The sequence below is a fragment of the Streptomyces sp. AC512_CC834 genome, from assembly GCF_019049325.1.
In the GTDB taxonomy this organism is placed as follows: Bacteria; Actinomycetota; Actinomycetes; order Streptomycetales; family Streptomycetaceae; genus Streptomyces.
The window spans coordinates 1-23,985 of sequence record NZ_JAGMUO010000037.1; the positions used below are offsets into that span (position 1 = coordinate 1).

The 23,985-nt window shown below is 70.0% G+C and carries 25 protein-coding genes and 1 rRNA gene; 15 read left to right on the forward strand and 11 right to left on the reverse strand.

Features of this window, described 5'->3' with window-relative positions:
- Positions 1-730 (forward strand): phosphate ABC transporter permease PstA (gene pstA, locus KUM40_RS16020; protein WP_217166646.1); only part of this gene is annotated, 730 nt, incomplete at its 5' end.
- A 54-nt stretch (positions 731-784) separates the two neighbouring features.
- On the forward strand, positions 785-1,561 hold the full coding sequence (gene pstB, locus KUM40_RS16025) for a phosphate ABC transporter ATP-binding protein PstB (protein ID WP_217166647.1): 777 nt from the start codon (positions 785-787) through the stop codon (positions 1,559-1,561).
- 175 nt (positions 1,562-1,736) lie between these two features.
- Here pstB and pitH read toward each other — a convergent pair whose 3' ends face one another.
- Together pitH and KUM40_RS16035 are read right to left on the reverse strand one after the other, a co-directional pair.
- Positions 1,737-2,735 (reverse strand): low-affinity phosphate transporter PitH, encoded by a 999-nt coding sequence (gene pitH / locus KUM40_RS16030; RefSeq protein ID WP_217166648.1) that lies wholly within the window; start codon positions 2,733-2,735, stop codon positions 1,737-1,739.
- 7 nt (positions 2,736-2,742) lie between these two features.
- A complete protein-coding gene (locus KUM40_RS16035) occupies positions 2,743-3,363 on the reverse strand; it encodes a DUF47 domain-containing protein (RefSeq protein WP_217166649.1) in 621 nt (206 codons plus the stop codon).
- A gap of 236 nt (positions 3,364-3,599) precedes the next feature.
- Here KUM40_RS16035 and KUM40_RS16040 point away from each other — a divergent pair, with 236 nt between their 5' ends.
- Positions 3,600-3,989, forward strand: a complete 390-nt coding sequence (locus KUM40_RS16040; RefSeq protein ID WP_217166650.1) for a metal-sensitive transcriptional regulator — start codon at positions 3,600-3,602, stop codon at positions 3,987-3,989.
- A gap of 22 nt (positions 3,990-4,011) precedes the next feature.
- On the opposite strand, the gene KUM40_RS16045 is transcribed toward KUM40_RS16040, so the two are convergent.
- Both KUM40_RS16045 and KUM40_RS16050 read right to left on the reverse strand, forming a co-directional pair.
- On the reverse strand, positions 4,012-4,191 hold the full coding sequence (locus KUM40_RS16045; protein ID WP_217166651.1) for a hypothetical protein: 180 nt from the start codon (positions 4,189-4,191) through the stop codon (positions 4,012-4,014).
- 68 nt (positions 4,192-4,259) lie between these two features.
- Positions 4,260-5,150: a hypothetical protein gene (locus KUM40_RS16050; protein WP_217166668.1), complete on the reverse strand. Its 891-nt coding sequence runs from the start codon at positions 5,148-5,150 to the stop codon at positions 4,260-4,262.
- A gap of 91 nt (positions 5,151-5,241) precedes the next feature.
- On the opposite strand from KUM40_RS16050, the gene KUM40_RS16055 reads away from it, so the two are divergent.
- Positions 5,242-5,412, forward strand: a complete 171-nt coding sequence (locus KUM40_RS16055) for a hypothetical protein (RefSeq protein WP_217166652.1) — start codon at positions 5,242-5,244, stop codon at positions 5,410-5,412.
- Between the two features lie 163 nt (positions 5,413-5,575).
- Complete coding sequence (locus KUM40_RS16060; protein WP_217166653.1) at positions 5,576-7,192, forward strand: FAD-binding oxidoreductase; 1,617 nt, start codon at positions 5,576-5,578, stop codon at positions 7,190-7,192.
- 15 nt (positions 7,193-7,207) lie between these two features.
- Here the strand turns inward: KUM40_RS16060 and KUM40_RS16065 are convergent, their stop codons facing one another.
- The 5 genes from KUM40_RS16065 to KUM40_RS16085 form a co-directional block, all read right to left on the reverse strand.
- Positions 7,208-7,927 carry a phosphatase PAP2 family protein gene (locus tag KUM40_RS16065; RefSeq protein WP_217166654.1) on the reverse strand — a complete coding sequence of 240 codons (720 nt, stop codon included), beginning with the start codon at positions 7,925-7,927 and terminating at the stop codon, positions 7,208-7,210.
- 206 nt (positions 7,928-8,133) lie between these two features.
- The gene (locus tag KUM40_RS16070; RefSeq protein WP_217166669.1) at positions 8,134-9,078 is read right to left on the reverse strand and encodes a bifunctional lytic transglycosylase/C40 family peptidase; all 945 of its coding nucleotides are present in this window, start codon (positions 9,076-9,078) and stop codon (positions 8,134-8,136) included.
- A gap of 146 nt (positions 9,079-9,224) precedes the next feature.
- Positions 9,225-10,922, reverse strand: coding sequence for a serine/threonine-protein kinase (locus KUM40_RS16075; protein WP_217166655.1), 1,698 nt, complete (start codon positions 10,920-10,922; stop codon positions 9,225-9,227).
- A 286-nt stretch (positions 10,923-11,208) separates the two neighbouring features.
- The gene (locus tag KUM40_RS16080) at positions 11,209-11,826 is read right to left on the reverse strand and encodes a Uma2 family endonuclease (protein WP_217166656.1); all 618 of its coding nucleotides are present in this window, start codon (positions 11,824-11,826) and stop codon (positions 11,209-11,211) included.
- 128 nt (positions 11,827-11,954) lie between these two features.
- Complete coding sequence (locus KUM40_RS16085) at positions 11,955-12,401, reverse strand: ATP-binding protein (RefSeq protein ID WP_217166657.1); 447 nt, start codon at positions 12,399-12,401, stop codon at positions 11,955-11,957.
- A 178-nt stretch (positions 12,402-12,579) separates the two neighbouring features.
- Here KUM40_RS16085 and KUM40_RS16090 point away from each other — a divergent pair, with 178 nt between their 5' ends.
- The 8 genes from KUM40_RS16090 (at position 12,580) to KUM40_RS16125 (ending at position 21,215) form a co-directional block, all read left to right on the forward strand.
- Positions 12,580-13,425, forward strand: a complete 846-nt coding sequence (locus tag KUM40_RS16090; RefSeq protein ID WP_217166658.1) for a helix-turn-helix transcriptional regulator — start codon at positions 12,580-12,582, stop codon at positions 13,423-13,425.
- Positions 13,426-13,436: 11 nt separating this feature from the next.
- Positions 13,437-13,835, forward strand: a complete 399-nt coding sequence (locus tag KUM40_RS16095; RefSeq protein WP_217166659.1) for a DUF397 domain-containing protein — start codon at positions 13,437-13,439, stop codon at positions 13,833-13,835.
- Between the two features lie 219 nt (positions 13,836-14,054).
- Positions 14,055-14,363, forward strand: coding sequence for a hypothetical protein (locus KUM40_RS16100; RefSeq protein ID WP_019526682.1), 309 nt, complete (start codon positions 14,055-14,057; stop codon positions 14,361-14,363).
- A 166-nt stretch (positions 14,364-14,529) separates the two neighbouring features.
- Positions 14,530-15,342 carry a hypothetical protein gene (locus tag KUM40_RS16105; protein WP_217166660.1) on the forward strand — a complete coding sequence of 271 codons (813 nt, stop codon included), beginning with the start codon at positions 14,530-14,532 and terminating at the stop codon, positions 15,340-15,342.
- Positions 15,332-16,678: an energy-coupling factor transporter transmembrane protein EcfT gene (locus KUM40_RS16110; protein ID WP_217166661.1), complete on the forward strand. Its 1,347-nt coding sequence runs from the start codon at positions 15,332-15,334 to the stop codon at positions 16,676-16,678. Before KUM40_RS16105 ends, KUM40_RS16110 begins: the two co-directional genes overlap by 11 nt.
- Positions 16,675-18,234, forward strand: a complete 1,560-nt coding sequence (locus KUM40_RS16115; RefSeq protein ID WP_217166662.1) for an SCO6880 family protein — start codon at positions 16,675-16,677, stop codon at positions 18,232-18,234. The genes KUM40_RS16110 and KUM40_RS16115 overlap by 4 nt, the downstream gene beginning before the upstream one ends.
- Before the next feature lie 12 nt (positions 18,235-18,246).
- Positions 18,247-19,659, forward strand: coding sequence for an ATP-binding protein (locus KUM40_RS16120; RefSeq protein ID WP_217166663.1), 1,413 nt, complete (start codon positions 18,247-18,249; stop codon positions 19,657-19,659).
- A gap of 23 nt (positions 19,660-19,682) precedes the next feature.
- On the forward strand, positions 19,683-21,215 hold the full coding sequence (locus tag KUM40_RS16125; RefSeq protein ID WP_217166664.1) for a type IV secretory system conjugative DNA transfer family protein: 1,533 nt from the start codon (positions 19,683-19,685) through the stop codon (positions 21,213-21,215).
- A 24-nt stretch (positions 21,216-21,239) separates the two neighbouring features.
- On the opposite strand, the gene KUM40_RS16130 is transcribed toward KUM40_RS16125, so the two are convergent.
- Positions 21,240-21,800, reverse strand: coding sequence for an N-acetyltransferase (locus KUM40_RS16130; RefSeq protein ID WP_217166665.1), 561 nt, complete (start codon positions 21,798-21,800; stop codon positions 21,240-21,242).
- A gap of 94 nt (positions 21,801-21,894) precedes the next feature.
- On the opposite strand from KUM40_RS16130, the gene KUM40_RS16135 reads away from it, so the two are divergent.
- Together KUM40_RS16135 and KUM40_RS16140 are read left to right on the forward strand one after the other, a co-directional pair.
- Positions 21,895-23,178, forward strand: coding sequence for a sensor histidine kinase (locus KUM40_RS16135; protein ID WP_254395191.1), 1,284 nt, complete (start codon positions 21,895-21,897; stop codon positions 23,176-23,178).
- Entirely contained in the window at positions 23,175-23,843 is a 669-nt protein-coding gene (locus tag KUM40_RS16140; protein ID WP_217166667.1) for a response regulator transcription factor, read from the forward strand. The genes KUM40_RS16135 and KUM40_RS16140 overlap by 4 nt, the downstream gene beginning before the upstream one ends.
- Before the next feature lie 63 nt (positions 23,844-23,906).
- On the opposite strand, the gene rrf is transcribed toward KUM40_RS16140, so the two are convergent.
- A 5S ribosomal RNA gene (gene rrf / locus KUM40_RS16145) occupies positions 23,907-23,985 on the reverse strand; the annotation flags it as partial.

Consider the following 23,985-nt stretch of genomic DNA (forward strand, 5'->3'; position numbering starts at 1 on the left):
CGACGGCTACTTCCTGACCCACTCGATGGGCGTGGTCGCCGACAGCGAGCCCGGCGGCGGCATCTACCACGCCATCCTCGGCACCCTGGAGCAGGTCGGCCTCGCCACCCTGTTCTCCGTGCCGATCGGCGTACTCACCGCGATCTACCTGGTCGAGTACGGACGCGGCCGGCTCGCCAAGGCCGTCACCTTCTTCGTGGACGTCATGACGGGCATCCCGTCGATCGTCGCGGGCCTGTTCGTGCTCAGCCTGTGGGTCCTGATCCTGGACATGGGGCCGTCCGGCGTCGCCGGCTCGTTCGCCCTGTGCATCCTGATGATCCCCGTGGTCGTCCGCTCCACCGAGGAGATGCTCAAGCTCGTCCCGAACGAGCTGCGCGAGGCGTCCCTGGCCCTGGGCATCCCGAAGTGGCGCACGATCCTGAAGGTGGTCCTGCCGACCTCGCTCGGCGGCATCGTCACCGGCGTCATGCTGGCCATCGCCCGTATCACCGGCGAGACGGCCCCCGTGCTGCTGCTGGTCTGGGGCACCGACTTCATCAACGCGAATCCGTTCCAGGACCCGCAGGAGTCGCTGCCGATGTACATCTACCTGCAGTACGGCGCGGGCTCCGACGCGTCCTACGACCGTGCCTGGGCGGCGGCCCTGACGCTGATCGCCTTCATCATGATCCTCAACCTCGCGGCCCGCGGCATCGCCCGCTGGAAGGCCCCGAAGACGGGTCGCTGACGCGACCGACGCACGAACAGTCAGCGACTCGGACCGAAAGAAGCAGTGATACCCATGGCCAAGCGCATAGATGTCAGCGGCCTCAACGCCTACTACAGCTCCTTCCTGGCCATCGAGGACATCTCGATGACCGTCGAACCCCGCTCCGTGACGGCCTTCATCGGCCCCTCCGGCTGCGGCAAGTCCACCTTCCTGCGCACGCTCAACCGCATGCACGAGGTCACCCCGGGCGGCCGCGTCGACGGCAAGGTCATGCTCGACGACGAGAACCTCTACGGCACCGGCATCGACCCGGTGGCCGTGCGCCGCGAGGTCGGCATGGTCTTCCAGCGCCCGAACCCGTTCCCGACGATGTCGGTCTACGACAACGTGGCGGCGGGCCTGCGCCTGAACGGCAAGTACAAGAAGTCCCAGCTCGACGACGTCGTCGAGAAGTCCCTGCGGGGCGCCAACCTCTGGAACGAGGTCAAGGACCGCCTGAACAAGCCCGGCTCCGGCCTCTCCGGCGGCCAGCAGCAGCGCCTGTGCATCGCGCGGGCGATCGCCGTCGAGCCGAACGTCCTGCTCATGGACGAGCCCTGCTCCGCCCTCGACCCGATCTCCACCCTCGCGATCGAGGACCTGATCGGCGAGCTGAAGGAGCGCTTCACGATCGTCATCGTGACGCACAACATGCAGCAGGCGGCGCGCGTCTCGGACCGTACGGCGTTCTTCAACCTGGCGGCCGTCGGCCAGCCCGGCAAGCTGATCGAGATCGACGAGACGGAGCGCATCTTCTCCAACCCGTCGGTCCAGGCCACGGAGGACTACATCTCCGGCCGCTTCGGCTAGACCGGCCGCGCCCCGGCCCCCGGCTCCTCCCAACCCCTCGCGGTGCTGCATGGCGGTGCCACCGCGAGGAGCACAAGGGCCCGCCCCCGAAATCGGGGGCGGGCCCATCGCCGTACGAAGTGGGAAAGCGCAAGAGGGGAAGCACGAGAGGGGAAGCGCTGCCACAAGAACGCTGCTACAACACCGCCAGATCAATGATCCAGAAGGACACCGCGGCCACCAACGCGGCAGCCGGCATCGTGATGAACCAGCCCATGATGATGTTCTTGGCGACACCCCACCGCACGGCGTTCACCCGCTTCGTGGCGCCCACGCCCATGATCGCCGAGGTGATCACGTGCGTCGTCGAGATCGGCGCGTGGAACAGGAACGCCGACCCGAACATGATCGAGGCCCCCGTCGTCTCCGCGGCGAACCCCTGCGGCGGGTCCAGCTCGATGATCTTCCGCCCGAGCGTCCGCATGATCCGCCAGCCACCGGCGTACGTCCCCGCGGACAGCATCAGCGCACAGGAGATCTTCACCCAGACCGGGATGGGATCGCCGTAGTCCTCAACATCGGCGATGACCAGCGCCATCACCACGATGCCCATCGTCTTCTGCGCGTCCTGCAGTCCGTGGCCCAGCGCCATGCCCGCCGCCGACACCGTCTGCGCGATACGGAAGCCGCGCTTGGCCTTGTGCGGATTGGCCCGCCGGAAGATCCACATGATCGCGGTCATCACCAGGTAACCCGCGAGCAGACCGACGACCGGCGACACGAACATCGGGATGACGATCTTGTCGACCACCCCGTCCCAGTACACGGTCGTGCTCCCGGCCAGCGCCGCCCCGACCATGCCGCCGAACAGCGAGTGCGAGGAGGAGGACGGCAGACCGAAGTACCAGGTGACGAGGTTCCAGACGATGGCGCCCACCAGCGCCGCGAAGAGGATCCCCATCCCCTTCGAGCCCTCGGGGGTCTCGATCACCCCCTCGCTGACGGTCTTGGCGACCCCGGATCCCATGAACGCGCCGGCGAGGTTCATGACGGCGGCCATCGCGAGCGCCGCCCGGGGCGTCAGCGCGCGCGTCGACACGGACGTCGCGATCGCGTTCGCCGAGTCGTGGAAACCGTTGGTGTACGTGAAGAAGAGCGCGACCCCGATGGTCACGATCAGAGCGAAGGTGTCCATGAAGGGGTCAGGACTCCTTGACCGCGATGGTCTCCACCGTGTTGGCCACGTGCTCGAAGGCGTCCGCCGCCTCTTCCAGAACGTCCACGATCTGCTTCAGCTTCAGCACCTCGATGGCCTCGTACGTGCCGTTGAAGAGGTGGGCGAGCAGCTTGCGGTGCACCTGGTCGGCCTGGTTCTCCAGCCGGTTGACCTCGATCCAGTACTCGGTGAGGTTGTCCATGGTGCGCAGGTTCGGCATGGCCTCGGCGGTCAGCTCGGCGGCCCGTGACAGCACCTCGATCTGCTGGTCGACGCCCTTGGGCAGTTCCTCGACGTTGTAGAGGACGACCAGGTCGACGGCCTCCTCCATGAAGTCCATGATGTCGTCGAGGGAGGAGGCGAGGTTGTAGATGTCCTCGCGGTCGAAGGGCGTGATGAACGAGGAGTTCAACTGGTGGAAGATCGCGTGCGTGGCGTCGTCACCCGCGTGTTCGGCGGCCCGCATACGCTCTGCGATCTCGGCCCGGGCGGATGCGTCCGCCCCGAGCAGTTCCATCAGGAGCTTGGAGCCCGTGACGATGTTGTCCGCGGAGGCGGCGAACATGTCGTAGAAGCTCGTCTCCCTGGGGGTCAGACGAAAGCGCACGTGGGGTCCTCGGGGTGCATCGGTTTCGGTCAGGCTGATGCTAGGCGCATCATCCAGCCACAGCTAACGGGCCGTCCTCCAGTGTCACCCATCATGCACAGTGATGAGCAGGGGGGCGACGTCCGGGCTCCGGCAAGGGCCCCATACCCACGAAAGTTCGTTACCATATACCCGCCAGGGGTATATGTCCGCTATCCCCCGGATCCCCGCCCACCCGACACCAGCAGGAGGACGCGATGACGACCACCGAGGCCGGCGCAGGTGCGCCCTCCCCCACCGTGGACCAGACGGTGAACCAGGTCGAGACGGACGGCACGGACATCGTGACCGACCACGACCGCGGAGTGCACGGGTACCACAAACAGAAGGACGAGCACCTCAAGCGCCTGCGCCGCATCGAGGGCCAGGTCCGCGGCCTTCAGCGGATGGTCGACGAGGACGTCTACTGCATCGACATACTCACCCAGGTCTCCGCCTCCACGAAGGCCCTCCAGTCCTTCGCGCTGCAACTGCTCGAGGAGCACCTGCGCCACTGCGTCGCCGACGCGGCCGTCAAGGGCGGCACCGAGATCGACGCGAAGGTCGAGGAGGCCACGAAGGCCATCGGCCGCCTGCTGCGCACCTGACCGTCCCGGTCCCGCGCCGCCCCTACTGGCCGGATCCGGCCCCACGCTCCTCGGCCACGCGCAGCACCCGGTCGATGCACTCCAGGCTGAGCCGCTCCCGGGCGGCCGACGCCGCGATGATCAGCTCGCCGCACAGCTCGATCTCGGCGAGGGCCACGTGGTCCTGTACCGCCGTACCGCCGACCGGAGCCACACGCGTCACCTCGTCTCTGCCGTCACCGACTTCCTAGAGTAGGGAGCGGCCTACACACCGCGCATGGCACGGAAGGGCTAGTTCTTGCCGTCCGCCGCCCCGCCGGTCACCTCACCCGGCTCCGCGGCGATCTTCCCGGCGTAGATGTCCTCGTCCTCGGGCAGCCGTACGCGGACGGCGGCGCCGAAGTCGTACAGCAGCGTCGTCGAGGCGACGGCCACGGTGCCCTCGTCGCGTCCGTTGGAGAAGCTGAAGCGGTGCCGGACCTTGCGGATACGGCCCTCGTCGTCGAGGTAGGCGTCGAAGGGCACCTCGGCGGTGGCGAACCCCTCGGCCGCCGCGGCCAGCGCCTTCCTGTTCCCGCCCGAGGCGTCCCGCGCCGCCCGATCGAGGTCGGCGGTCCCCCGGTAGTGCCGCACCTCGGTCCCGGCCAGCTCGGTGCGCCCCACGAACGTGGCCGTCCGCGTGCCGCGCAGCACCTCGGCGGCGGCGAACGGATCCGTCGCCCCGCCGGTCACCAGGTTCCCGTCGGACAGCGAGGCGGTCGCCACCCGCACCCACTTGTCCTCCGGCACACCGGCCCCGCGGTTCTTCATGAACAACGCCCCCGGCGCGAGCAGCTCGGTGATCGGCCGGTGCTCGCTGGTCCCCGCCGGGTCCTGGGGCAGCCGTACCTTCAGCCGCCCGAGCCGCCCCTCGAAGTCGTACACGCCCTCGCCCCGGATGGTCACCCGCGTCCCGCCGCTGGCCATCTCCATCGCCGTACGCGCCTTGGCGCTCCCGGCGGCCACCAGCCGGTCGGCGGCCCGGCGCAGCACGGCGACCGGATCGCCGGCGTCCGCTCCCTGCCCGGCGGCCCCCTGCCCGGAGCACCCGGCACCGGCCAGGCAGACACAGACCACACCGCAGGCGAAGCCAAGACCGCCGCCCGTCCTCCAACCCCGCAGCTCCCGCTCCCGCCCGACCATCGCCACCTGCTATCCCAAGCCGTCTCGCCCGTTGTGGACCCCCTGCCGTCCCGGTTAACGAGGGGCAGGTTGCCCCGGTAACGTTGTGGGCGTGGCGCAGCAGGACGGACTCGAAGCCTCCGGGGACGGCCCGGAACACCTCACGACGACGGTCGAACAAGGCCCCTTCTGCCTGGCCCGCTGCACCTGCGGCTGGCGAGGACCGGCCCGCCGGGCGAGAAGCCAGGCCCGCACGGACGCGGCGTCCCACACGACGCCGTAACCGCGGGCGGCCGTACCTCTCGGGCGGCGCCCGCACCGACGCCCGGCACCGACGCCGTGCCCCCAAGCCGCGCACCGATGCGTCCACCGGGAGCACCCGTGGAACCCCGACCCCCCACACCCCCGTCTCCCTCCCCGAACCCCCCACGGGACGCGGAGGCGACATGCACCGGCGCACATTCCTCAGCGGCACCACAGCCGCCGCCCTGGCGGCAACCACAGCCGCCTGCACGGGCAAAGACCCGGCCACCGACACCGGCAAGGGCCCAACCTCCGGCAACGGCCCGGCAACCAGCACCCGCACCACCGCCGGTGCCGGCACCGGCACCGGCACCGGCAAGAACCCCGCCCCCTCTCCCTCTCCCTCCCCCTCCCTCGCCACCTGGACCGCCCTGGCCAAGTCCCTCGACGGCCCCCTGGTCCGCCCCGGCGACCACGACTGGAAAACGGCCCGTCGGCTCTACAACACCCGCTTCGACACGCTCAAACCCACCGCCGTCGCCTACGCCGCCCACCCCGACGACATCCGCACCGCCCTCTCCTACGCCCGCGCCCACCACATCCCGGTGGCGATCCGCAACGGCGGCCACTCCTACGCCGGCTGGTCCTCCGGCGACGGCCGCCTGATCATCGACGTCTCCGAACTCAACCGCGTCCGGGCAAGCGCCGGCGAGGCGGTCGTCGGCGCCGGTGCCAAGCTGATCGACGTGTACCGCGCCCTAGCCGCGAAGGGCGTGACCGTCCCGGCCGGCTCCTGCCCCACCGTCGGCGTCTCCGGCCTCACCCTCGGCGGCGGCCACGGCGTCGTCTCCCGCGCGTACGGCCTGACCTGCGACAACCTCACCCAGGCCACCCTGATCACGGCGGACGGCAAGGAGCTCACCGCCAACGCCACCGACCACAAGGACCTCTTCTGGGCCCTGCGCGGCGCGGGCAACGGCAACTTCGGCATCGTCACGGAGTTCCACTTCCGCACCCACCCCGCTCCGAAAGCGGTATCGGCGTACCTGACCTGGCCCTGGCGCAGGGCCGCCGCGGTCGTCCGCGCCTGGCAGGAGTGGGGTCCGGACCAGCCCGACGAGATCTGGTCCTCCCTCCACCTGGCGGCCACCCCCGGCCGTACCCCCACCGTCTCGGTCGCCGCGTTCTCCCTGGGCACCTACGGCGAGCTCCAGAACGCCGTCGACCGGCTCGCCGACCGCATCGGCTCGCCCGCGAGCAACGTCTCCCTCAAGCGCCGTACGTACGAGGAGTCGATGGAGATGTACGCCGGCTGCTCGTCCTTCTCCACTGACGCCGCCTGCCACCTCCCGGGGGGCACCCCGGGTCGCTCGTCGCGGGGCTCGCTCGGCCGCGAGACGTACGCGGCCCGCTCGGACTTCTTCGACCGCTCGATCCCGTCGGCCGGCATCAAGGCACTGCTCTCCCAGCTCACCTCGGTGCGGGGCGGCGCCGGCAGCATCGCGTTCACGGCGCTGGGCGGAGCGGTGAACCGCGTCTCCCCGACGGCCACCGCGTTCGTGCACCGGCGTTCGCGGATGCTGGCCCAGTACCTCGTGTCGTGGCGTCCGGGCTCGAGCGGAACGGCGGCCCGGTCGTGGCTGGATTCCGCCCACGGCGCGATGCGCCCGCACGCCTCGGGCGCCGCCTACCAGAACTACACGGACGCGAGCCTGACGGACTGGCGGAAGGCCTACTACGGAGACGCGGCCCCGCGCCTGGCGCGTCTGAAGCACCAGTACGACCCGGACCGCGTCTTCACCTACCCACAGGCACTGTGACTTCGGCTGTGACCGTCAGGCGGCGAGATCCCGCTCCCCCGACGCCTCGGCGCTCTCGCCGCCCTTGCGCGCCCCCGGAATCACGGCCTCGCGTCCGGCGGCGCCGTCCCGTCCTCGCGCGCTGACCAGCCACCCCACGCGGGGGGAGCGCTCGATGGCCCGGGTCAGCGGCGTCAGCAGGGCCATGGCGAGCGGCGACAGCAGCAGCGCGACCGCCGTACCGAGGGCGAATCCGCCCACGACGTCCGTCGGGTAGTGCACGCCCATGTAGACCCGGGCGAAGCCGGCGAGCAGCGCCAGCACGATCGCGACGATCCCGAACTTCCGGTGGGCGACGAACAGGGCGACGGCCAGGGCCATGCAGAGCGTGGCGTGGTCACTCACGAAGGAGAAGTCGTTCTTCCCGTCGACGAGTACTTCGAGCCCTTCATGGGACTTGAAGGGCCGGGGCCGCTCCACGAAACCCCTTATCGGCACGTTGACCAGTACCGCGACGCCGGCCGCGAGCGGCGCCCACACCAGCGCCGCCACGTTCGAGGCGGCGTCCTCGTCGCCTCGCCGCCGCACACCCCACCAGCACCAGAGCACCAGCAGCACGATGGCGAACAGCAGTCCGTACTCACCCACGAACTCCATGACCCGGTCGAACCAGTGCGGCGCGTCCTTGGCCAGGCCATTGATGTCGTACAGCAGATCGACGTCGGGGTTCGACCCGGATTCGGCGAGTCCAGCCATGGTGCTGCGGCCCCTTCGTCATGTCCTCCGGCGCACCGATCGCACGCCTCTTCCGCCACCCCCGTGGTCACCTACACGCCCACAGGAACGCACGACCCCCGTTGATACGTTCCACACTCCACCGAATGATCACGCAGACGTTATCGAAGAGAGACACGTCGTCGCAGCTCAGGCCAGGGTTTCACGCTCGGTTCAAACCCTCCCATTCACACGGTGGTGGGCAACGCTTTCGCGCCATCCTCGGTCACCCGGGTCGCCCCGAAATAGTCGGGGGTGTCGATCGGATCGAACCGGATCACCGCGCCCGTCCTCGGCGCGTCGATCATGTACCCGCCACCGACATAGATACCCACATGCCGGATGGCCCGGGAGTTGGTCAGATCGTCCGAGAAGAACACCAGGTCACCGGGGAGCAGTTCGTCCCGTCCGGGATGCGCCCCGGCGTTGTACTGATCGTTGGCGACCCGCGGCAGCTCGATCCCCACACTCTCGTACGCCGCCTTGGTCAGCCCCGAACAGTCGAACCGCCCACCCTGATCCGCCGTCCCGTTCCCACCCCACAGATAGGGCGTCCCGAGCTTCTCCTGCGCGTAGGCGATGGCCCCGGCGGCCTGCTCGGTGGGGTCGACCCGGCCGGTGGGCGCGGCGAAGCTCTTCTCCAGACTACGGATGATCTTGACGTAGTTCTGCGTCTCGCTGATCGACGGCACCCCGCCCGCCTCTATCACCCGGTAGGCACCCGCGTTGTAGGCGGCGAGCATGTTGTTCGTGGTGTCCCCGGGCACGTCCTCCACGTAGCCGGCGAGTTCGCAGTCGTACGACGCAGCCGACGGAATCGCGTCCTTCGGGTCCCAGATGTCCCGGTCGCCGTCCCCGTCGCCGTCGATGCCGTGGGCGGCCCAGGTGCCCGGAATGAACTGGGCGATGCCGCGCGCGTCGGCGTGGCTGACCACGTCCGGGTCCCAGCCGCTCTCCTGGTAGAGCTGGGCGGCGAGCAGGGCGGGGTTGATGGCGGGGCACAGATTTCCCCACCGCGCCACAAGAGCCTGGTACGCGGCGGGCACCGACCCCTTGGCCAGCGTCTTGCCGCTGCCGCCCGTCCCACCCGCGAGGTTCCCGGCGACGAGGTACACACCGACGACGAGCAGCATGACGAAGCTCAGCCCGAGCCCGACCGCCGCACCACCGACCACCCACACTTTGCGCACGGCTCAACCCTCCCCCATGACGACGCTGTTCAAGGCCATTTCCGCCGACAGTGGCGCCATTTCGCCCTTACTGCACTGCCATGGCACGACTACCGCACGGTGAACCCCCTGCACCCGACGCTCGTGTAGTCGTCGGGAGTGCGAATGTGGTGGAACTGCACGGTCCAGTTCCCGGGATCGTTGGTCAAGGGAATGGCGGGCCATCGTTTGCCGGCGGCCCACTGCTGGAAGTCCTCCGGGTACGTGAGGTACTTCCACTCGGTCGGGTCACCGCCTCCGTGGATGTCGACCGGCTTGCTCAGGTAACCGATGGTCACACTCTGGCTCAACACGCCCTCAACGGGCTTGCCGGTGTCCGGATCGATGTCGTGCGGCGGCTTCACGCTCACCGTGACGTAGTAGGGCTCCGTGGACGCGCCGATCCCGTCACGGAAGCCGATCTCCAGCTTGTTGCGGGGGTTGAGCAGCGCCGGGTCGTACACGTCCGGCTGATCGGGGTCGGCGAGAGACGTCTGGAACTTGGGGAGCGACTTCTCCTCCGGCGGAAGCTGGCAGTCTTCGGCCTCGGGCACCCAGTAATTGCGGTCCAGCTTGTCCTCCGCATAGGTGGGGGCGCCGCCGCCACCGGACGCCGGGGAGGAGGCCGACACCGAGGGCGCTGCGCTCCCACCGGCAGCCGCCCCGCCCTCGCCGCCCTCGCTCCCACCCCCGTCATCGCCCTGCGAGGCGAACACGAAAGCGGCCCCCACACCCACCGCGACGGCCACGGACAACGCCGCCGCCCAGGGCGCGACCCGGCGGCGACGGGCGGGCGACGCCGGTTGCCCGACCTGGGTGGGCGTGTAGCCGCGGCCGCCGTAGGGCGCACCGGCCGTCGGCAGGTCGTGCGGGCTCACCGGTGGGCGGGACGGGGGCGCCGCCGGTGCCTGCGGCACCGCCTCGGCCAACGGCTCCAGACCCGCGTAGAAGGCGTCCTCGACCAACGCCGTCCGCACCCCGCACCGCGCGATCACCTCGTCCAGCCGGGGCCGCGCGGCCGGGTCCTTGGCCACGCACGCCTCGACGAGCACCACGAGGGCCGGGTCCACGCCCGCGATGTCGATCCGCTCGTGCACCGCGCGGTAGCTCACCCCGGCGGGATCGCCCGCCCCGAACGGAGGACGCCCGGTCGCCGCGTACGCGAGCGTCGCACCCAGCGCGAAGACGTCCGCCGCCGGTCCGACCTCGTTGCGCATCAGCACCTCGGGGGCGGTGAACCCCGGCGTGCCCGGCGCGAAGCCGGCCTCGGTCAGCGCGGTCTGGCCGGCGCCCCGGGCGATTCCGAAGTCGATGAGCTGCGGGCCCTGTGCCGCGAGCATGACGTTCTGCGGCTTGAGGTCCCGGTGCGTGACGCCGCAGCCGTGCACCGCCGCGAGCCCCTCCGCCAGCGCGGCGAACAGCCCCCGGCACGTCTCGGCGGGCAGCGGCCCGTGCTCCTCGACGGCCTTGCTCAGGGTCGGCCCCGACACGTACTCGGTCGCCAGCCAGTACGGCGCGGCGTCCAACGAGGCGTCAATCAGGTTCGCGGTGTACGCGCTTCGCACGGTCCGAGCCGTCTCGACCTCTCTTCGGAACCGGGCCAGCGCCTCCGGGTGATCCGTGATCTCATCCCGGATCACCTTGATGGCGACCTGCCGCCCACCGGGCGAGCGGGCCAGGTACACCTGCCCCATACCGCCCGCCCCGAGCCGGGCGAGAAGCGTGTACGCACCTATGTGCGCGGGGTCCCGTTCCTTGAGTGCGTCCACGGAACTGACGATGCCACAGGGATCAGTCCGGAAGGGAGGCGGTGGAGATCGCCGCATTCGCCGGGGAGGATCACACCTTCACGACTTCGACGGCGGGGCACGACGCGGGCGCGGCCGACGAAGTCTGCGCGAATCCCGTCGTCCTCCATGCGGCCCCTCTCCCAGCCCGTGACAGGGCAACAGCCCCACGGCCGCCGAACCCTCGTCTTCGGGGCGGCCACGGCGCGTGCACCACAGCCCGTGCCGTGCGGGCAGACGGGCCGCTGCACCCCTGGCTGCGACCGACTCACCCACGCGACTGCCGGTCGGCCTCGCCGTACATCGGCAGATCGTCGGTGTCGATCTCGACGTCCAGAGGCCCGGGGATGCGGACGACCTCTCCGAACTTGCCGGGCGTCAGTTCCTGGTAGGCGCCGTTGTCCGGTCGGCTGTGCAGAGCCCACGTACCGTTTCGTGGATCGATGACGAGGAGTAGCGGAACCCGGCCGACTGCGTACCAGTCGGCCTTGTCCCTGATCTCACGCGCCCGCTCCGTCGCGGAGACGACCTCGACGGCCAGCGCGGCGTCCTGCGGGTCGGCCAGCCAGTTGTCGTCCTCCTCCCACTCGGTGGGCAGGACGACCAGATCGGGCGTCACGTAGTCGTCCGGATCGTCGGGCAGCGCGATGGACGACACCTCGTAGGCATCCAGCCCTTCGGGGAGACCCGCCGCCTCCAACTGCCTGCGCAGGCGCCTGATCACTCCCGCGTGCTTCCCGCGCGGGGTCGGGGACATCACGATCTTTCCTCCCACGATCTGCGCGCGCAGGCCGGTCAGTTCCTCGATCCTCTCGGCGACCTCGCGCAGTCTGCCGCCCTTCGGACGCGGGTGAGGCCCGGCGCCGGCGTCCAACTTCTCGGCCATCGCTCGCTGCCCCCATCCCTCCGACTCATCGGCGTCCTCGCCGGGGCGAACGATGTCGGTGGGAGGCCCGACATCCCGCTCGGCGGCGCATCCACCGTACGTCCTGAGCCGCTGCCCGGCCCTGACCCTCACGGCCGGTCGTCCCGTCGGCACTCGGCCCACAGCAGCTTCCCGCCCCTCGACGCGCCGAGCTCCCGCAGCACGGACACGCCCACGGCGTCCGCACAGGCCCGCACCAGATGCAGGCCCCGGCCGCTTTCGGCGTCGCCCGGCGGTGCCTCGCCATCGCCCGGCTTGCCCTCCCGGAACCCGGACGGCACCTTCCAGTCGTTGTCCCACACACCCACCCGCAGCCTGCCGGGCTCGCGCGACAGGATGCGCAGGGCGTAGGGGCCGGTGGTGTGCAGGTGGGCGTTGGCGAGCAGCTCGGCGGCCAGCAGTTCGGCGGTCGGCGTGAGCTCACCGAGGCCGTGCGCGGCAAGGGCGGCACGCAGGGTTGTGCGGGCGATCCCCGGTGCGCGTGGATCGTGCGGGAGGTGGAGGGTGTAGCCCCAGGACGGGTTTACGGTGGCCATGGAAGTCTCCGATCTGTGCGGATAGTTGGCTGGTGGACGGGGTGCCCAGTGGCATGCCGGTCCGTCGACCGGTGCGCTTCTGGGCGGGGCGCCAGTTGTAAGCTAGAGATGTTTCTTAGATGGCGCTAGAAAAGAATTTAGACGCCACTCATGTGAGTGACAGAGAGGCAAGGGTCGCGTGAGAAGCAACCCGACGGGCCGTCAACTCCGTTTGGGTGCTGAGCTGCGCAAACTGCGGGAACGAGCTGGCCTGAGCTCGACGCAGGCCAGTCGCCTTCTGGGCGTGCAGCAGAACCAGATCAGCAACGTGGAAGCCGCGCGGGCCGGAGTGAGCCCCGAACGGGTCCGCACCCTCGCCTGTCACTACGACTGTGGCGAGAAAGCCCTCGTCGAGGCGCTCGGCGACATGGCAGCCGAACGAACCCGAGGATGGTGGGAGGAGTACCGCGAACTCCTGCCTGCCGCCCTGTTGGACCTGGCCGAGGTCGAGCACCACGCCGAGCGCCTGCGCGCAGCCGTCACCCTGCACATCCCCGGCCTTCTACAGACCAGGGACTACGCCCGCGAGGTCTTCGGTCAGGACGTCCCGGTGATGTCGCCACCGGATGTGGAACACCGGGTCTCCTTCCGTGTCAAGCGGCAAGCGGTGCTCTACCGGGACTCTCCGACACCTCACCAGGCCATCGTTCATGAGGCAGCGCTTCGCATGAGGCTCGGCGGGCCCGACGTGACGCGGTCTCAGCTCCAGCATCTGCTCGACATGGGCGAGCTCGACCACATCACCGTCCGCGTACTGACATTCGGCGCCGGCATCCTTCCTGGCTCGGGCCAGTCCTTCTACTACTCCACGGGCCCCGTGCCGCAACTCGACACCGTCCACCTGGACCAGTCCCACGGCCCGGTGTTCCTCGACTCCGAGGCCCAGCTTCACAAGTACCGGGTGCTCCTGGACCGCATGGAGGCCAGCGCACTGCCGTCCAACGAGTCACGCGATCTCATCCGCAGAATCGCGCAGGAACTGTGAGGAAGGTCGACATGACGCAACTCGCCTGGCAGAAGTCCACCTACTGCGCGCAGGGCGACTCCTGCGTCCACGTCGCCGCAACCCCCGGCGCCGTCCATCTGACCGAAAGCAGCGACCCCACCGGCTCCATACTCACCGTCACCCCAACCGCCTTCGGCAGCCTCCTCGGCGCACTGAAGGTGAACACCCGACCGGCAGGCATCCAGGTCACCTTCACTCGCGGGAGTGACCCCGACACCCCCGTCCGCATCCAGGGCTCAGACGCCCGGGGGACAGTCGTCACAACGGATCGTCAGAAGTGGGACGCCTTCGTGCTCGGCGTGAAGGCCGGCGAGTTCGATCGCTTCGCAGAAGGGCTCAACGACGCAACCACGCGACAGGTTGCGCTCCAGCATCATTGCCCGGCGTAACCTCACGTGATACACAGAGTGACCATACGACTCTTTCCATACCGGTCCGCACCACCCTGCCGGGGTCCCGCGCGGACCGGTGGCAAGCTATGTGTACGAAACCCGCCAATCAATGACGCCAAGTCGACATGCGACGGTGCCATTGTCGGCGACAATGAGGCCTGACCTCTGCACGTCCGCAGAGGGCGCTGGAACTACCCAACAGGGGCGGTGACTTACATGCTCTTTGCGGCCGACGAGGGAGACATCAACACCATCATCGGGGGGATCGCTCCGGACTGGGGCCCCTTCGGCAGCCTGGGCAACGAGGCCAAGGTGATGATCGAGGTGGTGATGGCCGTCGCCATTCTGCTCTGCCTCGGCATCGCCATCTGGGGCGCCGCCAAGCAGCGCATCGGTGCGACCGCGCTCCGCGACACCTTCAGCGCGGAACAGGGCAAGGGCCTCATCATCGCGGGCCTGACGGGCGTGTTCATCATCGGCTCGCTCGGCACGCTCTTCACCATCGTGTACGGGATGGCCGTGTAACCCGGCACCCAACCGTTTCTCCCCCTCCATCCCACCCGCCCGTCGTGCCAACCGGCTGAGGTTGCGTTTCCCTGATGTCGAGTCATAACACCGCGCCCGAGCGGGAACCAGCACGGCTACCGTCGTACGTACACGGCCGACCCGACGTCGAGGGGGCGTACGCGGCATGAGTCTCGGAGACGATCACCAGTCGTCCGGCGGTTACGGCGGTGCCGGTCAGACACGGACCCGGCTGCCCGACGGGGAGGGCGACGGCCACGGCGGCCCACGGCGCGGCGGCCGCTCGTCCTCGCGCAGCCTGGTCACGGTGGTCGGCGTCGTCGTCCTGCTCATCGCCGCGATCGCCTTCGCGAACCGTGGAGGAGACGATTCCGCATCCTCCGACGACGCGGCGTCCGGCAAGCCGAAGACCTCGGCGACGGCGCCCTCCGGAACCAAGCCGGTCCAGGCGGGCTTCGCCCACGACGAGCAGGGGGCGCAGAGCGCGGCGGCGAACTACGCGGTGGCACTGGGTTCTGACGGCATGTTCGACGAGGCCAGACGGCACGAGATTGTGCAGGCAGTGGCCGACTCCGGCTCGGTCGACCGTCTCCAGACCGACTTCGACGCCGACTACTCGGCGGACTTCCTGAAAAGGATCGGCCTCGACGAGAACGGCAAGGCGCCTTCGGGCGTCACCTTCGTCAACCGAACACTGCCGGCAGGCACCAAGGTGACGGCCTTCAGTGACAGCGCCGCCACTGTCGAAGTGTGGTGCAACGGACTTTTCGGACTCGCCGGCGAGAAGGCAACCAATCCGGTGACGAACAGTTGGTTCACGGTGACCATGAAACTGAGCTGGGACGGAAGTGACTGGAAGGTTCAGGAGACCAGCCAGAAGACCGGCCCGACGCCTGTTCCAGGGGACAACCCGGTCTCAGGGTCCGATGAGATGAGCAAGGCGGTCCAGGAGTTCGGAGGCTTCACGTATGCCCGGTAGCCAGCACCGCGCGCTCAAACTCACCGCCTTGGTGGCCGCCGCCCAGGCAGTCACCGTCCTGTTCGCCACTCGCGCCGTCGCAGAGCCCAGTCCGACACCGACGAAGGATGACCCCTGCTCGCTCATCGCGGGCCCCGCCAAGGACTACTGCGAACGAGGCGAAGGCGGCGGCTCCGGTGGCGGTGGGGGGACCCCCGACACCCTCCCCGACAGCCTCGACCCCCTCTCCTCCCTCGCCAAAGGCTGTGCCGACGCCGCCGCGTGGACCGTCGACACGCTCAGTGACGCCGTGAAGAACACCGCCGACGTCGACTTCACGAACGGCACGTTCCTCAAGCAGTACGCCGTCGTGTTCGCGGCGTCGACGATCCTCACCCTGATCCTCTGGCTGCTGGCGGTCGCCAAGCGTGCCGTCCGGGGCGTGCCCCTCACCACCGCGCTCTCCGAGGCGGTCGGGTTCCTGTGGCTCACCGTTCTGGCGTCGGCGTTCACCCCGCTGATCCTCTACACGGTCGTGTCCGCCACCGACGCGGTGACCGATGTCCTCGCCAAGGGCACCGGGGACCAGACGGACACGTTCTTCGGCACGTTCTCCCAGGCGTTGGAGCAGGGCGACAACATCGGCGGCGGGCCGATCATGCTGATCCTGGTGTCGTTCGTGTCGATCATCGCCGCGGGCGTCCTCTACCTCGAGCTGTACCTGCGGGCCGTCCTGCTCTACGTCGGCGCCCTGCTCGGTGTCGTCGTCTACGCCGGCCTGGTCGACAAGAACCTGTGGGGCCACGTCCGCCGCTGGGCGGGCATCATGATCGCCGTGATCATGGTCAAGCCCGTGATCGTCATCGTGCTGGGCCTCGCGGGCGCGCTGACCACGGAGGAGGGGCCGGACTCCGTCGCCGCCATCGTCTCCGGCCTCGCGATCATCCTGCTCGCGATCTTCGCCTCGGCGATGATCTACCGCTTCGTCCCCGGCTTCGGCGACGAGATCGCGAACGGCCGCAACAACCGCATCATGCAGGGCGCCGAGGGCAAGGCCGCGGCCGTGATGAGCTCCCCGGCGAACCTGGTCGCGCAGGGCATCAGAACCCACAGCACCCGCGGCAACGGCGGCGGAGGGGGCGCAGGCGGAGGCGGCCAGTCCACGGCGTCCTCCGGCGCCCGCCCCTCCAACCCCGCCTCCGGCGGAGTCGCCGCGCACAGTTCGCGCCCCTCGGACGGCGGCGGAAATGTCCCCTCCGCCGCTCCCGCACCGCGCTCCGGCAGCCCGGTGAACACGCCCCACGCACGCAACACCCGCAACAGCGGCACCAAGAGCACAGGAGGTGACGGGCGTTGACGACCGAGTCCCACGTGTCCCATGCGGTCACGCCCCGCCGTACGTATCTGATCGGCCGCGCCCGGCCGAACGCGATCGTCGGCCGCAACCGCGAGACCGGTGAGATCGCGCTGATCGTCGCGGGCGCGTTCCTCGGCATGATGTGCGGGCTCCTCGTCCCCGTCCTGTCCCTGCGCATCGTGCTGCTCTGCGGCTTCCCGATGATCGCGCTGGCGGCGGTCTACGTGCCGTACAACCACCGGACGTTCTACCGGTGGTTCGAGATCAACCGCAGCTACAAGCGCACGCTGCGCAACGGCACCACCTACCGTTCCAGCGCCATCGAGGCCGGCACCAGGATCGACGGCCGGGAGATCGAGGTCGGCCCGCCGCCCGGCATCGGACGCATCTCCTGGCTGGCGGCGCCGTTCGGGCCGGACGAGATCGCCGTACTGCTGCACGCCGACCGCAAGACCGTCACCGCCGCGATCGAGATCGAGGGGCCCGGTGTCGGCCTGCGCGACTCCGAGGACCAGGAGGCCCTCGTCGACCGCTTCGGCACCCTGCTCAAGCACGTGGCCAACGGCGACGGCTTCGTCACCCGCATCCAGATGCTCGCCCGCACCCTCCCGGCCGACCCCGACGCGCACGCCAAGGACGTCGCCCAGCGCGGCGACGGCAAGGCCCTGCCGTGGCTGCAGCAGTCGTACGACCAGCTCCAGTCGATGGTGTCCACCAGCAGCGAGCAGCACCGCGCCTATCTCATCGCCTGCATGCACTACAACCGCGAACTGGCCGCCGAGGCACACACCATGGCCCGTGCCGCCCGGCCGCACAGCGGCCGCAAACTGGACCGCGACGCCGGTCTCGCGGTCGTGATGGCGCGCGAGCTGACCGACATCTGCTCGCGCCTGCAGGAGGCCGACATCCGCGTACGCCAGCCGCTGGGACAGGGCCGGCTCGCCTCCCTCGTCCACGCCATGTACGACCCGGACCACCCGATCGACCACATCCAGGCGATGACCAAGCGCAACGCCTGGCCGGCCGAGCTGGACGCCATGGAGCCCACCTACCTCCAGGCCAAGACCCGCGAGTCCTCCACCCGCGCCCCCTGGTGCCACGCCACCGCCTGGGTCAAGGAGTGGCCGATGACCCCGGTCGGCGTGAACTTCCTCGCGCCGCTCCTCGTCCACACCCCCGACGTCATCCGCACCGTCGCCGTCACGATGGACCTCGAACCCACCGAGGTCGCCATCGAGCGCATGCTGACCGAGAAGACGAACGACGACGCCGAGGCCTCCCGCTCCGCCAAGATGAACCGGACCGTGGACCCGCGCGACATGGCCGCCCACTCGCGCCTCGACCAGCGCGGCGAGGACCTCGCCAGCGGCGCGGCCGGCGTCAACCTCGTCGGCTACATCACCGTCTCCTCCCGCACCCCCGAGGCCCTGGCTCGCGACAAGCGGACGATAAGGGCGTCGGCCGGAAAGTCGTACCTGAAACTGGAGTGGTGCGACCGCGAGCACCATCGCGCCTTCGTGAACACCCTTCCGTTCGCCACCGGCATCCGAAGGTAGGGGCTGAGCCAGATGCGGGACCCGCTGTCCGTCCTCACCAACGCCTTCACGTCCTTCCTCTTCGGGAAGGTGGAGACGACCCGCCTCCCCGTCCGCACGTCCACCGGCCAGGCCCAGGCCGTCTACCTGCCGACGGCCGCGCCCGGCCTCGGCGACTCCGGCGTGATCATCGGCCGCGAGGTCTACTCCGGCAAGGGCTACATCTACGACCCCTTCCAGCTCTACGGCCAGCAGCTCCCCGCCCCGCACTGGCTGGTCCTCGGCGAGTCCGGAAACGGCAAGTCGGCCCTGGAGAAGACGTACGTCCTGCGTCAGCTCCGCTTCCGCGACCGCCAGGTCGTCGTCCTGGACGCCCAGGGCGAGGACGGCGTCGGCGAGTGGAACCTCATCGCCGAGGAGCTGGGTATAACTCCCATCCGGCTCGACCCGACGGCCGCCCTGGACCACGGCATCCGGCTCAACCCCCTGGACCCGGCGATCACGACGACGGGACAACTGGCGCTCCTGAGGACGATCATCGAGGTCGCCCTGGGGCACGGCCTGGACGAGCGCTCCGGCTTCGCGCTCAAGGTCGCGCACGCCTACGTCAACGAGACCATCGTCGAACGCCAGCCCGTCCTCACGGACATCGTCGAGCGACTGCGCCACCCCGAGCCGGAGTCGGCCGAGGCGATGAACGTCGCCATAGACGACGTACGGGCGTGGGGCCTGGACGTGGCGCTGGTCCTGGACCGGCTCGTCGACGGTGACCTGCGCGGCATGTTCGACGGCCCGACGACGGTCGGCATCGACCTCGACGCCCCCCTCATCGTCTTCGACCTCTCCCACATCGACCGCAACTCCATCGCCATGCCGATCCTCATGGCCATCGTGGGGGTCTGGCTGGAGCACACCTGGATCCGGCCCGACCGGAAGAAGCGCATCTTCCTCGTCGAGGAGGCCTGGCACATCATCAACAGCCCGTTCGTGGCGCAGTTGTTCCAGCGGCTGCTGAAGTTCGGGCGCCGGCTGGGCCTGTCGTTCGTGGCGGTGGTGCACCACCTGTCGGACGTCGTCGACGGGGCGGCGGCCAGAGAAGCCGCGGCCATCCTCAAGATGGCCTCCACCCGGACCATCTACGCCCAGAAGGCCGACGAGGCACGGGCCACGGGACGCGTACTGGGCCTGCCACGCTGGGCGGTGGAGATCATCCCCTCGCTGACCCCGGGCATCGCGGTGTGGGACGTCAACGGCAACGTGCAGGTGGTCAAACACCTGATCACCGAGACGGAACGCCCACTGGTCTTCACCGACCGCGCGATGACCGAGTCGTCCGCCGACTTCAACGACGACGCCCTGCGCGCCGCCGAACTGGAGGCGGAGGAACGGGCGGCGGCCTTCATGGAACAGCACATCGGCGACTCCTCCGAATCGACGGTGGCGTAGGACGACGGAGAGGCACCGGACGTATGAGACCGGACGACCGCCACGACCAGCGGCCGGCCCAGGGCGGCGGCATCCCCGACGGCCTGCTGGTCGGCATACTGGGCTTCATCCTGGGCATGACCCTGCTGGTGTGGACGGCGACCGGCCTGTCCGCCCTGTTCGCCCACGGCTCCTGGCCCGCCGGCGTCAGCTTCACCGGCACCCCGCAGGCCATGCGCCACCTGATCGCCGAGCCCCACGACATCCCCGGCGCCTGGCCGGACACCCCACAGACGGCCCTCTCCGGGTACGGGCTGTTCTGGGGGCTGTTCATCGGCCAGCTCATGGTGCTGGTCGTCCTCACCGTGTTCGTGATGGGCACGGTGGCGCGGTGGCGGGCGGTACGGCAGCGACGGCGCACGGAGCCGACTCCGACACCGACGCCGACACCGACGCCGGGACCTGCACCCGCATCGGAACCGGCACCCGCACCCGCACCGGAACCGGCGGCGCGGGAGGCACCGGTCCCGGAGGCACCGGTGCACGAGGTACCCGTCCCCAGGGCGCCGCAACAGAACCCGGCTCCGGAAACCGAGCCCTCAGCCTCTGCGGCCAACGGCAAACGCATGGGTGTGTGGGAAACCAACCGTGCCGAAGGCGCGGTGCACTACGCCCCCAGGGAGAGCCGCCACTCGACCGCAGCCGAGGCCCTGCGGGACGCGGAGGGCGCCGCCCTCGTCATCACCTCCAACCCGGCCCTCTGGTCGGACACCAAGGACGCCCGCGCGAAGCTCGGCCCCACCCACCTCTACGACCCGAACCACCTCTGCGACACCCCCGCCCGCTTCCACTGGTCCCCCACCGCGGGCTGCGAGGACAGACAGACGGCCACGAACAGGGCGGCCGCCCTCCTCACCCCGGTCCGCCCCACCGCCCGGCTCGACCAGGCACTCGGCGACACCGCCGAGCTACTGCTGCGCAGCTACCTGCACGCCGCCGCCATCGACGGCCGCACCATCCGCCACGTCCACCGCTGGTCCCAGGGCCTCCAGGTCCAGGACGCCGTCCGCATCCTGCGCACCCACCCCAAGGCCGCCCCCGGATCCGCGGGCGAACTCGAAGGGTCCCTCACCGCCCACCCCGAACGCCGGGACATGGCCCAGCAGTTGAACGCCAGGGCCCTCGCCGCCCTCTCCACGGTCAACATCCGCGAGGCGTGCACTCCCAACCGAACTGATGCCCTCGCCCTGGATTCCTTCGTACACGAACAGGGCACGCTTTACGTGGTGGGTGAATCCATGGAGGATCCCCGCACGAGCCCGGGCGCGATGCCGCTGCTCACAGCGCTCGTCTCCAGCGTGGTCGAGCGCGGCCGGCGCATGGCCGAACGGTCATCCTCCGGTCGCCTCGACCCACCAATGACGCTCGTCCTGGACGACGTCGCGGCCGTGGCCCCGCTCCCTCAACTCCCGGAACTGCTGGCCACCGGGGCGGACGCGGGCATGCCGACCCTGGCCCTGCTCCGCTCCCGCGAACAGGGCCGAGCCCGCTGGCCCCACGACGAACTGCCGGTCTAGAACAGTGCACGGCCGAGGACCGCGTCAGCGCTCGAGCACGTACTCCAACTCGTAGTCCCCGGGCCCGCCCACCAACGGCACCGTCCGCCCGCTCGGCGCGAACCCCGCCTTGCGGTACGCCCCCTGCGCCCGCACGTTGTCCGGATGCACGATGAGCCGCATCCGCTCCACCCCGTTCGCCCACGCCCACTCGAGACCGGCGTCGAACAACGCCTTGGTCAGCCCGCTCCCCCGCCACTCGGACCGTACGAACACACCGACGACGTGCCCCTGCCGCCGCTCCACCGCGAACCCGGCCCAGTCCGTCGTCCCGGCCTCCTCCACCAGCACCGTCAACGTGCCGAGCCACAGCCCGCCGGGCCCCTCGGCGACGAGCTGCTGCGCCCCGGAGGCCCCCTCGGCGCTCCCGGCCGCCCGCTCCTGCCAGAAGGAGTCCGGCCGCGCCACGGCGTCGTCGTACGTCTCCAGGTACGCGAGGTGCGCGACCGGGTCCCGCAGCGCGCGCAACCGCAGCTCCTTCACGGCGGGCCACTCGTCGGCGCGTATGGAGCGGATCACGTAGTCACCGGGGACCGAGGCACTCATGCCGGTCACCGTAATACCCGGGTACTACGCCCCTCACCTCATATACGGCCCCCGGAAGGACGCCCCTCGACCCCGGACCCCCGACCATGGTCGGATGGACCACGTGGACCCCGCGCAGCCCGTCCCGCAAGACCGGGCGGCCGAGCCCCTCACCGAGTACATCCAGCGCGTCAACCGGCGGGTCCGGGGCTTCGACCGCCGCCGTCCACTCGTGTGGGACCTACACCTCACCGGCTTCTGGGTGCTGGCCGCCCTGATCGACGCCTCCGGCGGCTGGCGCAACGTCGCCCACGACCCCGGCGTTCCCGTCGGCCTCGTCGTCGCGCTCAGCCTCGCCCTCTCCGTCCCCCTCCTCTGGCGCCGCAGCCACCCCCGGGCCGCTCTCCTCGGCACGCTGCCCGCGGCCCTGGTGAGCGCCTGGTCGGGCGCCAGCCTCCAGGCCGCACTGCTCCAACTCCTCCTCGTCCACCACATCGCCCTGCGCCTGCCGCTGCGCAACCTCTGGTGGGCCGTGGCCCTGGCGACCGCCCCGACCTGTGTCACGGTCGCCCGCTACGGGGACGCCGCGGGCTCCTGGAACCAGCAGCTCGGCTCGCAGCTCGTCTCCCTCGGCGTGGCCGCCCTCATCGGCATCACCGTGCGCACCCGGCGCGACTACACCGAAGCCCTGGAGGACCGCGCCCGCCGCCTGGAGACCGAACGCGACCAGCAGGTCCGGCTCGCCGCCGCCGCCGAACGCGCCCGCATAGCCCGGGAGATGCACGACATCATCGGCCACAACCTCTCCGTCATCACCGGCCTCGCCGACGGCGGCCGCTACGCCGCCGCCAAATCCCCCGACCGCGCCACCCAGGCCCTGGACGCCATCGGCACCACCAGCCGCCAGGCCCTCGGCGAACTCCGCCGCCTCCTCGACGTCCTGCGCGACGACGACCGGGACGGCACCACCCCCACTGCGGCCGAGCTGGCCCCGCAGCCCGCCCTCACCGACCTCGACCGCCTCCTCGACGGCGTCCGCCGGGCCGGACTCCCCGTCCGTACATCCGTCAAGGGCGACGTCACGCTCCCCGGGGGCCGCCAGCTCACGCTCTACCGCGTCATCCAGGAAGCCCTCACCAACACCCTCAAGCACGCCGGCCCCGACGCCACCGCCCACATCGACCTCTCCTACGAGGCGGCCGGCGCCGTCACCCTCACCGTCACCGACACCGGACAGGCGATCCCGCTCCCGTCCCCCGCCCACACCGGCGGCCGCGGCCTGCCCGGAATGCGCGAGCGAACGTCCCTGTACGGGGGCACACTTGAGGCCGGTCCACGTCCGGCCCCCGAGCGGGGCTGGCGCGTCCGTCTGCACCTACCGGAGGAATCCCCGCAGTGACCACCGTCCTCATAGCCGACGACCAGCCCCTCCAGCGCTTCGGCTTCCGGATGCTCCTGGAGAGCCAGGACGACATGACGGTCGTGGGCGAGGCCGCCAACGGCGCCGAAGCCACCCGGATGACGGCCGAACTCCACCCCGACGTCGTCCTCATGGACGTCCGGATGCCCGGCCTGGACGGCATCGAGGCGACCCGTCGCATCGTCGCGGACGGTGGCCGCACCCGCGTCCTCATCCTCACGACCTTCGACCTCGACGAGTACGCCTACGCCGGGCTGCGCGCGGGTGCCTCCGGATTCCTCGTCAAGGACGCCCAGCCGGAGGAACTGCTCTCCGGCATCCGCGCGGTGGCCACGGGCGACGCGGTGGTGGCCCCGGGCCTCACCCGCCGCCTCCTCGACGCGTACGTCCACCATCTGCCGACCGCGCCCGCGCCGGACAACTCCCCCGACGCTCCCGATCCGCGCCTGGCCCCGCTCACCGACCGCGAGACCGAGATCCTCCGGGTCATGGGCCAGGGCTGGACCAACACGGAGATAGCGGAACGCCTCCACCTCGCCGAGTCGACGGTCAAGACCCACGTGGGCCGCATCCTGGCCAAGACGGGCTCGAGAGACCGAGTCCAGGCAGTCATCCTGGCCTACGACACGAAATTGGTCGGGTAGAAACTGCGGTGTAAACGCAGAAAACCCCGCACCGTTCCCGGTGCGGGGTTTCTCGCAATGATTGTTCGGCGGCGTCCTACTCTCCCACAGGGTCCCCCCTGCAGTACCATCGGCGCTGTAAGGCTTAGCTTCCGGGTTCGAA